At 64.6% G+C, this 13319-nt stretch carries 11 protein-coding genes; 4 read left to right on the top strand and 7 right to left on the bottom strand.

Annotation, left to right across the window (positions count from 1 at the left end; genetic code table 11):
* The first annotated feature begins 28 nt into the window (after positions 1-28).
* The 3 genes from OK351_RS12165 (at position 29) to OK351_RS12155 (ending at position 3209) form a co-directional block, all read left to right on the top strand.
* Positions 29-1297 carry a quaternary amine ABC transporter ATP-binding protein gene (locus OK351_RS12165; RefSeq protein ID WP_265159287.1) on the top strand — a complete coding sequence of 423 codons (1269 nt, stop codon included), beginning with the start codon at positions 29-31 and terminating at the stop codon, positions 1295-1297.
* Positions 1297-2193: an ABC transporter permease gene (locus tag OK351_RS12160; protein ID WP_265159285.1), complete on the top strand. Its 897-nt coding sequence runs from the start codon at positions 1297-1299 to the stop codon at positions 2191-2193. Before OK351_RS12165 ends, OK351_RS12160 begins: the two co-directional genes overlap by 1 nt.
* 119 nt (positions 2194-2312) lie before the next feature.
* Positions 2313-3209 (top strand): glycine betaine ABC transporter substrate-binding protein, encoded by an 897-nt coding sequence (locus OK351_RS12155; RefSeq protein WP_371931434.1) that lies wholly within the window; start codon positions 2313-2315, stop codon positions 3207-3209.
* An 85-nt stretch (positions 3210-3294) separates the two neighbouring features.
* Here the strand turns inward: OK351_RS12155 and OK351_RS12150 are convergent, their stop codons facing one another.
* The 3 genes from OK351_RS12150 to lepB (OK351_RS12140) are packed head-to-tail and all read right to left on the bottom strand — an operon-like array spanning position 3295 to position 5135.
* Complete coding sequence (locus OK351_RS12150; protein ID WP_265159283.1) at positions 3295-3615, bottom strand: DUF2469 domain-containing protein; 321 nt, start codon at positions 3613-3615, stop codon at positions 3295-3297.
* A complete protein-coding gene (locus OK351_RS12145; RefSeq protein WP_265159281.1) occupies positions 3615-4343 on the bottom strand; it encodes a ribonuclease HII in 729 nt (242 codons plus the stop codon). Before OK351_RS12145 ends, OK351_RS12150 begins: the two co-directional genes overlap by 1 nt.
* Before the next feature lie 36 nt (positions 4344-4379).
* Positions 4380-5135, bottom strand: coding sequence for a signal peptidase I (gene lepB, locus OK351_RS12140; RefSeq protein ID WP_265159279.1), 756 nt, complete (start codon positions 5133-5135; stop codon positions 4380-4382).
* Between the two features lie 743 nt (positions 5136-5878).
* Between lepB (OK351_RS12140) and OK351_RS12135 the strand changes: the two genes are divergently transcribed.
* Positions 5879-8539: a helix-turn-helix transcriptional regulator gene (locus OK351_RS12135; RefSeq protein WP_265159277.1), complete on the top strand. Its 2661-nt coding sequence runs from the start codon at positions 5879-5881 to the stop codon at positions 8537-8539.
* A 93-nt stretch (positions 8540-8632) separates the two neighbouring features.
* Here OK351_RS12135 and OK351_RS12130 read toward each other — a convergent pair whose 3' ends face one another.
* From OK351_RS12130 to rplS, 4 genes are all read right to left on the bottom strand, one after another.
* Complete coding sequence (locus OK351_RS12130; RefSeq protein ID WP_265159275.1) at positions 8633-9184, bottom strand: hypothetical protein; 552 nt, start codon at positions 9182-9184, stop codon at positions 8633-8635.
* A 178-nt stretch (positions 9185-9362) separates the two neighbouring features.
* Positions 9363-11789, bottom strand: coding sequence for a S1 family peptidase (locus OK351_RS12125; RefSeq protein ID WP_265159273.1), 2427 nt, complete (start codon positions 11787-11789; stop codon positions 9363-9365).
* 404 nt (positions 11790-12193) lie between these two features.
* The gene (gene lepB / locus OK351_RS12120; protein ID WP_265159271.1) at positions 12194-12841 is read right to left on the bottom strand and encodes a signal peptidase I; all 648 of its coding nucleotides are present in this window, start codon (positions 12839-12841) and stop codon (positions 12194-12196) included.
* 13 nt (positions 12842-12854) lie between these two features.
* The gene (gene rplS, locus OK351_RS12115) at positions 12855-13214 is read right to left on the bottom strand and encodes a 50S ribosomal protein L19 (RefSeq protein WP_265159269.1); all 360 of its coding nucleotides are present in this window, start codon (positions 13212-13214) and stop codon (positions 12855-12857) included.
* Between the last annotated feature and the right edge of the window lie 105 nt (positions 13215-13319).

The raw sequence follows: 13319 nt of genomic DNA, 5'->3' as shown, positions 1-13319 counted from the left end.
CGTGAGCGGTAGACGGGCAGTGGAGAACATGAGCACCAATATCGCTGTGAAGGTCGAAAACCTTTACAAGGTTTTCGGCCGCAAACCGAAAGACGCGGTCAAGAAGCTTAGGGCGGGCGCGACCAGGGACCAACTGCCCTCCACGACGACCGCCGCCGTTATCGATGCCTCCTTCGAAGTGAAGGAAGGCGAAATTTTTGTCGTCATGGGACTGTCGGGTTCCGGCAAGTCGACCCTCATCCGCACCCTGAATGGGTTGTGGGAGGCCACCGAGGGCACCGTGGTGCTCGGAGGGGACACCATCACCGGGATCTCAACCAAACGGCTGCGTGAAGTACGCCGCCGACGGGTCTCGATGGTCTTCCAGCATTTCGCGTTGTTGCCGCACCGCAGTGTCCTGGACAACGTTGCCTACCCGCTGGAGCAGCAGGGTGTGGGCAAGGCCGAACGGCTGGGTGCCGCGGCCAAGATGCTCAAGATGGTCGGGCTGGATGGCTGGGGCGACAAGATGCCCAGCGAGCTCTCCGGCGGCATGCAGCAGCGTGTGGGTATCGCCCGCGCGCTGGCGGCCGACACCGAGCTGTTGCTGATGGACGAGGCGTTCTCGGCACTGGATCCGCTGATCCGCCGTGAAATGCAGGAGCAGCTGGTTGAGCTGCAGGCCACCTTGAACAAGACCATCGTGTTCATCACCCACGATCTGAACGAGGCCATGTTCCTCGGGGACCGGATCGCGGTGATGCGCGACGGGCAGATCGTGCAGGTGGGCACCCCGGAGGAGATCCTGATGGACCCGGCCAACGACTACGTGGCCCAGTTCGTGCAGGATGTGGACCGGGCCCGGGTGCTGACCGCATCCTCTGTCATGGTGCCGACCCACGCGGTGATCCAGTCCAATGCCGGACCGCGCTCGGCCCTGCGCACCATGCGCGACCAGTTCCTCTCCGCGGCCATCGTCACCGGACGCGACCGCAAGGTGGTGGGGATGATCTCGGACCGCGATGCGCTGAAGCTGGTGCGTAAGTCGGAGAGCTCCATCGAGTCCAAGATCCAGCCCCTGGAGACGGTGAACCGCGACACCCCGCTGTCCGAACTGTTCGTCCCGGCCGTGGAGTCCCCGCTGCCGGTCTCGGTCACCGACAGCGAAGGCCGGCTGCTGGGCGTGATCCCGCGGGTGACCCTGCTGGCCGCCCTGGCCCAAACCAACCCGCCCACCGAGGAAATGGCCATCCTGGACAAGCCGCTGCCCAGCGACGTTGTCGAGCAGGCCCTGAAGAATAGTCCGGAGGCCAGCTAATGGATGAGTTCCGTATTCCACTGGGCGATACCGCCGAAAAGGGTATCGACTGGATCATTAACAACCTGTCCGGGCTGTTCTCGGTGCTGCGTACCATTTTCATTGAAATGTACGATGCCCTGTACATGGTGCTGGGCACCCCGCCCTTCTGGGTGGTGATCATCGCCGTGGGCGTGATCTCCCTGCTGGCCCGCGGCTGGCAGTTCATGCTCGGCTCCGTGCTCGGCCTGGTGCTGATCGTGGGGATGAACCAGTGGACCAACGCCATGGTCACCCTGGCCCTGGTCCTGGTCGCCACCTTCTGGGCGCTGCTGATCGCCTTGCCCCTGGGCATCTGGGCGGCCAAGTCCACCACGGTGTCCAACATCGTTCGCCCGGTGCTGGACTTCCTGCAAACCATGCCGGCGTTCGTCTACCTGATCCCGGCACTGATGCTCTTCCGTGTGGGTGTCGCCCCGGGCATCGTGGCAACCATCGTCTTCGCGCTGGCTCCCGGCGTGCGCTTCACCGAACTGGGCATCCGTTCGGTGGACAAGGAAGTGGTGGAGGCCGGCTACGCCTTCGGCTCCTCCCCCGGACGCATCATGCGCCAGATCCAGCTGCCGCTGGCCCTGCCGACCATCATGGCCGGTGTCAACCAGGTCATCATGCTCTCGCTGTCAATGGTCGTCATCGCCGGCATGGTCGGCGCCGGAGGCCTGGGTGGAGACGTGATCTCCTCGCTGTCGCGGCTGGATACCGCGCTGGGTGTCGAGGCCGGTTTGGCCGTGGTCATCCTGGCGATGATCCTGGACCGGCTGACCAACGCCTTCGGCCGGCAATCCGGGGTGTTTGCGCTGCTGATGAAGAAGCGCAAGGCCGCCCGGACCGCCCGCGAGCAGGAACTGGCCGCGTAGCACCGAAGGCTCCAAGACTTACCGGCGGGGCCGGCCACACCCGGTCCCGCCGCTGGCACCGTTCGCGGTGCCGGTGGTACCGCGGAGATACCGTGGCACCGCGGAAAGGAAATACGAACATGATGAAGAATCGTTTGCTGAAGTTCGGTGCGGTTACGGCCGCAGCCGCCCTGGCACTGACCGCTTGCGGAAGTGACGATGGTGGTACCACCGGGGCCGCTGGGGAATCCAAGGGTGAGCTGACCATCGCCGTGTTCAATGGCTGGGATGAGGGTATTGCGACCTCCGAGCTGTGGAAGGCGGTGCTTGAGGAGCAAGGCTACGATGTCGAGCTGACCTACTCGGATGTCGCCCCGCTGTTCCAGGGCCTGTCCGATGGGGACTACGACCTGACCACCGACGTGTGGCTGCCGGTCACCCACAAGGAGTACCTGGAGAAGTTCGGAAGCCAGATCGAGGACCTCGGGGCCTGGAACAACGAGTCCAAGCTGACCGTCGCGGTCAACGAGGACGCCCCGATCGATTCGCTGGAGGACCTGGCCGCGAATGCCGGCGAATTCGGCAACAAGATCGTGGGCATCGAGGCCGGTGCAGGGTTGACCAATACGGTGCAGAATTCGGTCATCCCGGAGTACGGCCTGGAGGGCATGGACTTCTCCGTCAGCTCGACCGCCGCCATGCTCACCGAGCTGCAGACCGCCACCGATAATGGCGAGAACATCGTGGTCACCCTGTGGGAGCCGCACTGGGCCTACGCCTCCTTCCCGATCAAGAACCTCGAGGATCCCAAGGGCGCCCTGGGCGGCACCGAATCGATCCACAGCTTCGCCCGCGGCGGATTCAGCGATGACCACGCGGAAGTCGCCGGCTGGTTCAACAACTTCGAGATGGACCTGGAAACCCTCTACGACCTGGAGAACCTGCTGTTCGTCGAGAACGACACCGATGACTACCAGCCGCTGGTCAAGCAGTGGATGGAAGCGAACCCGGAGTTCGTCGAGGGCATGACCTCCTAGTCATTCCTCGCGGCAAGAAAAGACCGTGGCCCGGACCCCTTGCGGGGGTCCGGGCCACGGTCTTGTCCTTCCGGCGGATCTCCGGCTAGCCGGAGATCCCCTCCTTGGGGATCTGCAGCTCACTGCGGTTCAGTTCCTCGATGTTCACGTCCTTGAAGGTCAGCACCTTCACCGACTTCACGAACCGCCCCTGCCGGTAGATGTCCCAGACCCACGCATCGGTCAGGTTCAGTTCGAAGTACACCTCGCCGGCATTGGACAGCGTATTCAGCTCCACCTGGTTGGCCAGGTAGAAGCGGCGTTCGGTTTCCACCACGTAGTTGAAAAGCGAGGCGACATCCTTGTACTCGCGGTACAGCTTGAGTTCAAGATTCGATTCATAGTTTTCCAGGTCTTCGGCGCCCATTAGTCTCCCTCACTTCCTCTGGCTTCACTCTCAGTCTTTTCACTACCGGAAGTCAAGCGCCAGCTCAGCCGGTGCAGCGGGCTGGGCCCGTGTTCCGCGATGGCCTGGCGGTGCGATGCGGTGGCATAGCCCTTGTTGACCTCCCACCCGTAGGCCGGATGCCGCAAGGCCGCGCCGGTCATGATCCCATCGCGTTCGACCTTGGCCAGGATCGAGGCCGCGGCAATGGCCTGGCAGGTCATGTCGCCCTTGATGAGGGTGCGCACGGGGATATGCAGGCCGCTGGGCTCGGTGGCCGGTTCCAGCAGGTCGAAGAGGTCCGGCTCGGTGGCCGAGAGCCAGTCGTAGCTGCCGTCGACCAGCGCCGCCTGCGGTGCCACGGCGCACTGCGCCGCCGCGCGGGTGCCGGCCAGGCGCAGGGCCGCGGTCATCCCCAGCTCGTCGATTTCCGGGGCCGAGGCGTGCCCCACCCCGTAGCCCACGGCCCAGTGCCGGATACTGTCGACCAGTTCTGTGCGCACATTGGCATCCAGCAGCTTGGAGTCGCGCAGTTCGGGGAATTCGGTGACCTGGTTGATGTCGATGACGACCATGCCCACGGTGACCGGGCCGGCCAGCGAGCCGCGACCGACCTCGTCCACCGCGCCGATGTAGGTCGCTGCGGTGTCGGCGGCCAGGGCCCGCTCGTGATCCAGGGTGGTTGGTTTCCCGGTGGCTTTCCTCGGCACGCGTCGCCAGCTTCCTTCGATGATGTGGGGGTGGGGTTAGTTGGCGCCGGCATCCGGGACCGCGTCGAAGACCTCATGGTGCGAATCCACTACGGACCAGCGCGAGAGCGGCCAGGAGATCACCTGCGCCTTGCCCTGGACGGTGTCGATATCGACGAAGCCCCCGTTGCTGTCCATGTGGTAGCGCGAGTCGGCGCTGGCTCCACGGTGGTCGCCCAGCACCCAGATCTTGCCTTCGGGTACGGTGACCGAGAACGGGATATCGCTGGGGGTATCCCCCGGGTAGACGTAGGGTTCATCGATGGCGGTTCCGTTGATGGCCAGCCGGCCATCGCTGTTGCAGCATTCCACGGTATCCCCTGGCATGCCGATGATGCGCTTGACCAGGTACTGCTCATCCTGTTCGGGCAGCAGTCCGATGAAGCTCAGCGCCTTCTGCGCGGCGTTCTGGTCCACCATGAGCGGTGGCAGCCAACCGTCGTCGTCCCGGAAGACCACCACGTCCCCGCGCTGCAGGTCGAAGGGGCCGGGGACCATCAGGTTGGCAAAGATCCGGTCGTCGATCTGCAGGGTGTTTTCCATGGAACCCGAGGGAATGAAGTAGGCCCGGAAGAAGAAGGTCTTGATCAGCAGGGACAGACCCACGGCAATGACCAGGATAATCAGGATCTCGCGCAACAACCGCCACGTCTTGGATAAAAGGTGCGGCTCCTGGCCCTTGGCTTCACCGGATTCGGCGCTCACGTATCCCCTTAGTGCCGTACTTAATGCGTGCACTTCACGATAGCGCATGATTGCCACCGGCTCCCGGCACGCCACGTGTGATGCGCCCACGAAGAGCATGCGCACCGGGCTGCCGTCCCGTGTCAGGAAAGTGGCGGGTGCACACGACTCGCACTGCGTGCACACCCACCACGGCTGTTGGCCACGGCGTCGCCGCCGGCTGCCAGTTCCGCACCCGCAGTGCTGCGGGCCCCAAGGGCGGACCTGCCCCTGGACAGCTGCCTTGATCGCACGGGGCCCTCATCGGCGGGACGCTCGCAGAACCGCCGTGAGGGCACTGGTGACCAGGCAATCCCAGAATTACCGCACTCCGGGATTTGTGCCAGTACCCTGGCCGCCTTGTGGGGAGAACCCCACAATCCCCTACACTCCGTGGGGCCACCCCACCCGGAGGCTGCCCTGCGCCGGATCCGGGCGATTTCAGCCATCGGCTTGATGATGAAACCAGCGTGTGCCGTTCCGCGACGCGCCGCATCGAAATATTAGCCGGCGACCGGTACATCAAATTTTATTTGTCTATACTCGTTGACTAACAGCTCCACGGGTTGCCACATGCAGTAATCTCGGATTACCGGATAAGGTCGGGACTTCGTGAGGGGCAACGGGTAAGGACCAGGCGATTCAGCAGGACATTGGGGGAACATTGACGCCGAGCATTTCAGGGACCCCGGGCAGGCACCCGGGACGACAGGCGGTATCCGCTGCGCATCGGGCGCCCCGGATGGTCTGCCCCTGCACCGCAAGGTGGTGCCATGCGTAGTCGCAAGAACCTGCTCGCCACCCTCGTGTCCAAGATCAGCGGGCCCAGGGATGCTGCCATCCTGATCTCCGGCAGCCCCGGTGCAGGCAAGTCCTGGGTCCTGGACAGGCTCTCGGACCGGTTGGCCGGTCAGCCGCACACCTTCCTGCGCACCAGCCCCGGCGAGTCGGACTGGCCGCTGTCCGGGGTGATGATGCTGCTATCCAACCTGGAACTGGACGAGCAGATCGACCTGGAACCCTTCCTTCCGACCTTCCCCGGCGAACCGGTGGACACCTTCGCGGTGGCCCGTCACCTGCAAGTGATGCTGCCCGAGCGGCTCAAACCGGGCACCGTGGTACTGCTGGACGATCTGGATCTCATGGACCCGGCCAGCCTGAAGGTCATCAGCTTCCTGGCCACCAAGATGCAACGGATCCGGACCAAATTCGTTGGCACCATCACCCGCAACCCGGTGCCCGCGGAACTGGCCGCCATCCAGGTGATCAAGCTGCATGAACTGACCGGCACCGAATCCCTGGACCTGGCCCGGCAGCATGCCGGCCCGGCAGCCGACACCTCGGTGCTCTCCCTGGTCACCGCCCAGGCCCACGGGGTGCCCGGGGCGATCCTGGCGCAGCTGGAGATGCTCACCCACCGCCAGCTGCGCGGACAGAGCCCGCTGTGCCTGCCCTTGCATCCCACCATCGAGTACACCGCGGCGCTGCCCTCGCTGCTCGCGTCCCTGGACCCCGGGCAGGAAAGGCTGCTGCAGCTGGCGGCCATGGGGCCGCTGTGCGAACGGGCGGCGCTGCTGGGCATCGAGGCGGATCCCGACGGGCTGGATGAACTGCTGCACCAGGGGCTGCTGGAAACCGTGGGACCGTATGTGGAACTGCGCGATACCGCCCTGCGCTCGGCCGTGTACTGGTCGCTGGCGGTGGAGCACCGGCGGGAACTGCATGGGCAGCTGCAGGCGGCCACCTCCTGCCCGGCGTTGCGGATGTTCCACCACAGTTTTGTGCACAGTGCCCGGGTGCCGGCGATCGACCTGGCGCAGCAGGCCAAGGAGCTGCTGCTCGGCGGGCAGGTCACCGCGGCCGTCGAGGTCTCGGAGCGCTCCCTGAACCTGGCCAGCACCGATCCGCGGTTGCCCACCGTGCTCACCGACCTGGCCGCGGAGTTCTTCCTCGCCGTGAGACTGGAAACCGCCCAACGCTACCTGCGCTTCGCCCAGCGCCGTTCCCCGGATGCGGCCACGGAACTACGCCTGGCCACCTTGCACGTGGAAATCGCCGCCATCGCCGGGCGCCCGGCCCCGGAGGTGGATGTCTCCGTCCTGGTCAGCACCCACCAACAGGACCATGCCGCGGCCTGCGGGAAGCTGCTGGCCGCGACGGCCTGCGCCCATGCGCTGCGTGAGGAGGCCGCGGCGGCCCGCACCGCCCTGGACGGGGCCACCGCCCTGCTCAACGGTGCCGCAACCGGGCAGCAGGTACGCCTGACCCAGGCCAAGATCCTGCTCGCCGCGTTGGAACTGGACCACGCCACGGTGCTGGGCATGCACCAGCAGCTGCTGGTCGCCCCGGGTGACGGGCTGGGTCTGGAAGTCAAGCAGTCGCTGGCCCTGGCCCTGCTGAATACCGGATACCACCAGGAGGCCCGCGAGGTGCTGTCCCGGTTGACCCCGGCCGGCAGCGAACCGAACCTGCTGATGCAACGGCTGACCCTGCTGCTGTCCGCGGCCAATGCGATCCAGAACGAGAACCTGCCCCGGGCGATGGCGCTGGTGGAACGCTGGATCGCCGTGGATGGACCGGCGCTGCTTGAACCCATGCCGCAGCTGATCCAGGCCTGGTACTGGATGAACAAGAACCGCCAGGATATGGCCGGTGCCTACTTCGAGAGCATGCAGCCGCACGTGATGGGCGAGATGAGCCCGAAGTTGCTGGCCCGGATCTCGATGCTGGCCGGGGACAACGCGCTGATGAACGCCCAGCACGAACGGGCCGTGGAGGCCTACCGCCGCACCCTGCACATCTACCAGGGGGCGGCGGATATCCGCTACGTGCGTACCACCACCCACCTGATCGAGGCACTGGTGATGCTGGGGCGTGCCGAGGAGGCGGTGGCCGAATACCGGGCCCGGCAGCACCAGATGAACCAGGTCCCCGGTCGCCGGGCCAAGCTGACCATGCGGCTGGCCCAGGCGATGGTGCTGGAGTCCGAGGCCTCGCTGCCCCGGTTCCGCGCACTGATCGAGGAGTGGACCCCTTCGGACAGCCCGTTCGAGTTGGCCCGGGTGCGCCACGCGCTGGGCAACCGGCTGCGGGCCATGGGCCAGCCGGAAGCCGCACGCGAGCACCTGGTGGCCGCGCGGTCGCTCTACCGTTCCCTGGGTGCCAAGGCCTGGGTGGTCAACGTGGAGGACTGCCTGGCGGTGCGTAACCCGGTTGCGGCGGCCAGCGCCCCGGTGGACCTGAGCCGCGAGGAGTTCGAGGTGGTGCGCATGGTCCACGAGGGACTGACCAACAAGGCCATTGCCAAGGAACTGTACATCTCGGTCAGTGCCGTGGAAGCCCGGCTGACCAAGCTCTACCGGCGCACCGGGGCGAAGAACCGGCAGCAGCTGGCCGCCCGGTTCGTTGATACGCAGCCCAGCGGCGCGGTATAGCGCCTCCGGTTTACCTCCCTTGGCGCGACAACGCCGGCCCGCGACGCGTGATGCGTTCGCGGGCCGGCGTGTCTGCGGGAACCGGTGCGGCGGTTAGCCGGCCGCGGGGCTGGCGATGCCGGTACTCGGGGCAAAGCTCAGCGGGATCTGCCCGGCCGGCTGGGCCTCATCCAGCAGTGCCTTGACCTCGTCGATATGCCCCGGATCCACGCGCAGGATCAGCCCGCCTTCCTTGCCGTTGAGCTCATAGCCGTGGATGGCGGTACGGATCGGATCGTCCTGCTGCGCCTGCCAGTTCATGATCTGTGCGATGCCCTCACGCAGCTGCTGGGCGTTGAACTCCACCACGGTGGGCACCGCCCCGGCAGCCTCGATTTGCCCGGTGCTGGATTCGTCGGTGGTGGCCACATGCATCTGGCCGTCCTGGATCCAGCCCTGGACGAAACTCTGGCCCAGTTCCGCCGAGAGCTTGTCCTGGATCTGCAGCAGGGCTTCCTGGTCCACGGTGCTCTCCGTTGGTTGGGTTTCGGTGTCCGGGGATTCGCTGGCGGTGGGCGTCGAACCGGTGGGGGTGCCACAGGCCGAGAGTGCCAGTGCCGCGATGGCGGCACCGCCGAGGATTTGGGTCAGCTGTCGTTTCTTCATCCGGTCTCTCACTTCTCTTGGCTCACGATCCATGTCCTTGCCAACCAGCCTAGGCGGCGTGCTGTAAAGGCGGCCGTGAGGCCCATGGGTGTTGAATGGGAAAGGCCCCGGTTACAGGGAACCGGGGCCTTTCTTTTCAGTGTCTACCGTCGTGCGGCATCAACTGTCGCGGCGGTGATTAGCCGTGGCGACGGTTTCCGCGACGCAGCATCAGCAGCAGGGCGCCGCCCAGGCCGAGTGCACCGGCAATCGCCAGAACCGGGGTGACAGCCGAACCGGTGTTAGCCAGCGGGTCGTCATTGTCATCGTTCTGCTTTGGCGAAGTGGTGGCCTCCGGGGACTTGGTCTCCTCAGGCGACTTGGTGGGCTCCTGCGTCTCGGTCGGCGAAGCCGTTGGCTCGTCGGTCGGGGTAGCCGTAGGCTCCTCGGTTGGCTCCTCAGTCTGCTCGGTTGGAGTCGGCTCTTCGGTTGGCTCGGTCGGGGTAGCCGTAGGCTCCTCGGTCGGCTCGGTTGGAGTCGGCTCCTCGGTTGGCTCGGTCGGGGTAGCCGTAGGCTCCTCGGTCGGCTCTTCAGTTGGCTCGGTCGGGGTAGCCGTAGGCTCCTCGGTCGGCTCTTCAGTTGGCTCGGTCGGGGTAGCCGTAGGCTCCTCGGTCGGCTCGGTTGGAGTCGGGGTCGGCTCCTCGGTCGGCTCGACGGCAACAATGGTGTAGTTACCCGAGGTCAGTTCCGACTCGTTGAAGTTGCCCGAACGGGTCTGCAGCTGGAAGCTGAACTCGCCTTCGGTGTCCGGGGCGTTGAAGGAGAAGTTGCCGTTGCTACCGACATTCACGGTGTCGATGACGTCGCCGCCGACAGTGATCTCCACCCGGGCGCCGGTGGGGGCGTTCTGCACCGAACCGGTGATCTCGGCACCTGGTTCGATCTCGCTGCCGTTGGCAGGAGCGGTCACGGTGGGGGCGTTGACGAAGAACTTGACTTCGTAGTCGCCAACCTCGGTCTTCTCCATGGCGTCGGCCAGACCGGTGTACTGGGCACGCAGGCCACCGTTGCCGTAGGCACTGTTGATGCCCACAGCGCGGTTACCCACGACTACGGCACCGCCGGAGTCACCTGGCAGCAGGTTCGGTTCACCGGAGTCGACCTCGGAGGTGTAACCCCACACGGTGCGGACGTTGTTGTTGTCCGGGTTGCCGTTTTCGTCGAAGCCGATGACGTAGAAGACGCCTTCACCGGTGATCGGTGCGCAACGCCAGCCGGTGGTGCGGCCGGAGTTGCATGCCTCGGCGCCCACGGTGGCGGCACCGGCGTTGGTGATGGCCAGGGTCTCGTCACGCACGTCCTGGCCGGCAGGCCACTGGGAAACCCCTGGCAGCAGGTTCAGCTCGGGGTTGATGTCCTCGATGATGGCGATGTCGGTGCCTTCGGCCCAGTTCTCCCAGTTGGGATCGTCGGCTTCGAAGCCGGCATTGCCCGGCATGCCGAACTGGTTGAACCCGAAGGTACCCAGCAGGTTGCTCAGCGTGGTGTACTCGTCCGGAGCACTGTGCTCCAGGACCGCGGTATTGCGGGTCACTCCGTCGTGCGAGCAGTGTCCGGCAGTGATGATGGCATCGTTGCCACTTGAATCCCAGGCGGTGAAACCGATCGAGCACAGCCCGATCTCCCCCTGGAAATCGTTGCTGTCGTCAATGGCGTAGCCAATACCGCCGTAGATGTCTTTGAGATCGGCAGCAGGCTTCTCGGCGCCGCCCTTGCCCTCGGCCACGAGCTCGACGCCGTCAACGACCTCGTTGAACTCCTCCAGGGTCAGGCCCTCGGAGGCCGGCTTCGAGGCGCTGCGCGAAAGCTTGGAATTGTTCACGCTGTCCGGACCACCGGCGGTGATCACGATGTCACCCTTGATGTTCTTGGTGACAGAAGTCAGGCGGGAAACCTGGGAAGGGTCAAGCTGCTTCTCAAGCTCCTTCAGGGCCTCGCGAACGCTGGAAACCTCGGCCTGCTCACCCTCGGGAACCGCTTCGACCTTGATCTCGCCTTCGGCTTCCTCGGCCTCGACGGCATCCGTGGTGGCCTCAGCCTCTGCAGTGGCTTCAGCCTCTTCAGTGGCCTGCGCTTCCTCAGTCTGCTCGGTCGGCTCGGCTTCTTCGGTCTCGGTGGCCTCTGCGGTTTCCTCGGAGGCATCGGTGGCTTCGGCGCTGGCCGGAGCTACGTCGGAGTCGCCATTCACGGCGGCAACGATCTTCTCAACGGCCTCCAGGTCGGCTTCGCCCACCTGGACCAGCACGACGCCATCTTCGATGACCACGTTGTGGTCAATGTCCGCTTCCTGCAGCTGCTTCTTCAGCTCGGTGGCAGTGACATTGAGCTCGGAATCCTTGAGGTACTGCTTCGGGGACTTACCGAGGTCACGCTCGATAGCCTCTGCCAGACCAGTGGTATCAACACCGTCTGCCTGCGTTGGCGCAGGAGTCGCTGCTTCTACCGGCGCTTCAGACGCCTCGGTCGCGAACGCGGGATATGCCAGGACGCTGCCGCCAAACACCAATGCGGTGGAGGCGACAACGACAGCACCACGCTGCGCGATCTTCTTTTTCGGATTAGGCATTAATGCTTCTCCCATTAATTCGGTGCGAAGCCCAATGGATGCCGATATGTGATATCGCCGCCCATCGGGCACAGATGTGTTACCAAATTGAAACAATATCGGCAGGAGATATTCAGATTCAAGTACCCAGAGGCCCTGGTCGCCCGCCCCGCGACACAGTTCGCGCTAAGTCAATATAAAGGAAGCCATAAGGTTTTACATGCATCTGAAGGCATCGGCCCGGTTAGCGATCGCGATTCGCTTATTAGCCCCATGTCAGGACAGATGTCACAGATCCCGGGCTAGGCACACCCGATCTCCGAGCGACGCTCGTTGAAGATTGCACCATTCTCACTGAGTAAGACGGGCGAGGTGGCCGAAATTGATGGAAAAATATTGAAAATTTCGCCCCGTGTCGGCTCCGACTAGTCGACGGTTGCCCGTTCTTCCATCGGCCAGATAATTTCACCGACCCGGCCCTCGACCCGTTCGATGGGGATCATCCCCCCGCCGCTGGCGCCGAGCAGGGCCCTGGAATCCTCGGAGCGCGACCGGTGGTCGCCCATCACCCATAACCGTCCGGCGGGCACTTCGACGCTGAACGCGCTCTGGCTCGGTTGGTCCCCGGGCATCAGGTAGGGTTCATCCACTGGTGTCCCGTTCACCAGGATCCGTCCATCATCCCCGCAGCACTCGACGGTGTCCCCGCCGATGCCGATCACCCGTTTGACATAGGTGGTGCCGGTCCCGCCCAGCCGCAGTGCGCGCGCGATGGAATCACCTGGCGATTGCCGCTGGTAGGGCAGGAAGGAACCCCGTCCGTCGAACACCACGACGTCTCCGCGTTGCGGGTCGGCATCGCCGTAGGCACGGCGGTCTACCGTGATCGACTGTCCCGGGTTCAGCGTGGGCTGCATGGAGACCGATTCGATCCGGTACAGGTCCACGACGGTGGCGCGGATGAGCAAGGTGGCCAGGAATCCGAGGATGACGGCGGCAAAAACAAAGCGCCAGACCCAAAACCAGGTCCGGCGCTTTGTGGTTGCCCGCTCGGTGCGTGCAATCCGATTCATGAAGGAATACGGACTACTTCTTGGTACCGAATTCGCGCTTCTCGCGGATACGTGCTGCCTTACCATGGCGATCGCGCATGTAGTACAGCTTGGCACGGCGCACGTCGCCCTTGGACACCAGCTCGATCTTTTCGATGATCGGCGAGTGAACCGGGAAGGTACGCTCGATGCCCACACCGAAGGAAACCTTGCGGACGGTGAAGGTTTCACCGACACCACGGCCCTGGCGACCAAGGACGTAGCCCTTGAAGATCTGGACACGGGAGTTCTTGCCTTCGATGATGTTCACGTGGACGTTCAGGGTGTCACCTGGGCCGAACTCGGGAACATCGTTACGCAGCGAGGCTGCGTCCAGCGAATCGAGAATATGCATGGTTGCATCTCCTAGGACAAATGCCGCAGGTCACCGGTCCCTATTGGCAAGGCCCGTGCACCATGGCACGGCCTTGAAAAGGTCTTAGCCATCCCCAGGACTCTA

The sequence above is a fragment of the Glutamicibacter sp. MNS18 genome, assembly GCF_026107515.2.
In the GTDB taxonomy this organism is placed as follows: domain Bacteria; phylum Actinomycetota; class Actinomycetes; order Actinomycetales; family Micrococcaceae; genus Glutamicibacter.
This window is presented reverse-complemented; position numbering and strand designations above follow the sequence as displayed.

Coding starts and splice junctions, on each gene's coding strand:
- OK351_RS12165 (WP_265159287.1), top strand. CDS start 29: ATGAGCACCAATATCGCTGTGAAGGTCGAAAACCTTTACAAGGTTTTC.
- OK351_RS12160 (WP_265159285.1), top strand. CDS start 1,297: ATGGATGAGTTCCGTATTCCACTGGGCGATACCGCCGAAAAGGGTATC.
- OK351_RS12155 (WP_371931434.1), top strand. CDS start 2,313: ATGATGAAGAATCGTTTGCTGAAGTTCGGTGCGGTTACGGCCGCAGCC.
- OK351_RS12150 (WP_265159283.1), bottom strand. CDS start 3,615: ATGGGCGCCGAAGACCTGGAAAACTATGAATCGAATCTTGAACTCAAG.
- lepB (WP_265159279.1), bottom strand. CDS start 5,135: ATGCGCTATCGTGAAGTGCACGCATTAAGTACGGCACTAAGGGGATAC.
- OK351_RS12135 (WP_265159277.1), top strand. CDS start 5,879: ATGCGTAGTCGCAAGAACCTGCTCGCCACCCTCGTGTCCAAGATCAGC.
- OK351_RS12130 (WP_265159275.1), bottom strand. CDS start 9,184: ATGAAGAAACGACAGCTGACCCAAATCCTCGGCGGTGCCGCCATCGCG.
- OK351_RS12125 (WP_265159273.1), bottom strand. CDS start 11,789: ATGCCTAATCCGAAAAAGAAGATCGCGCAGCGTGGTGCTGTCGTTGTC.
- lepB (WP_265159271.1), bottom strand. CDS start 12,841: ATGAATCGGATTGCACGCACCGAGCGGGCAACCACAAAGCGCCGGACC.
- rplS (WP_265159269.1), bottom strand. CDS start 13,214: ATGCATATTCTCGATTCGCTGGACGCAGCCTCGCTGCGTAACGATGTT.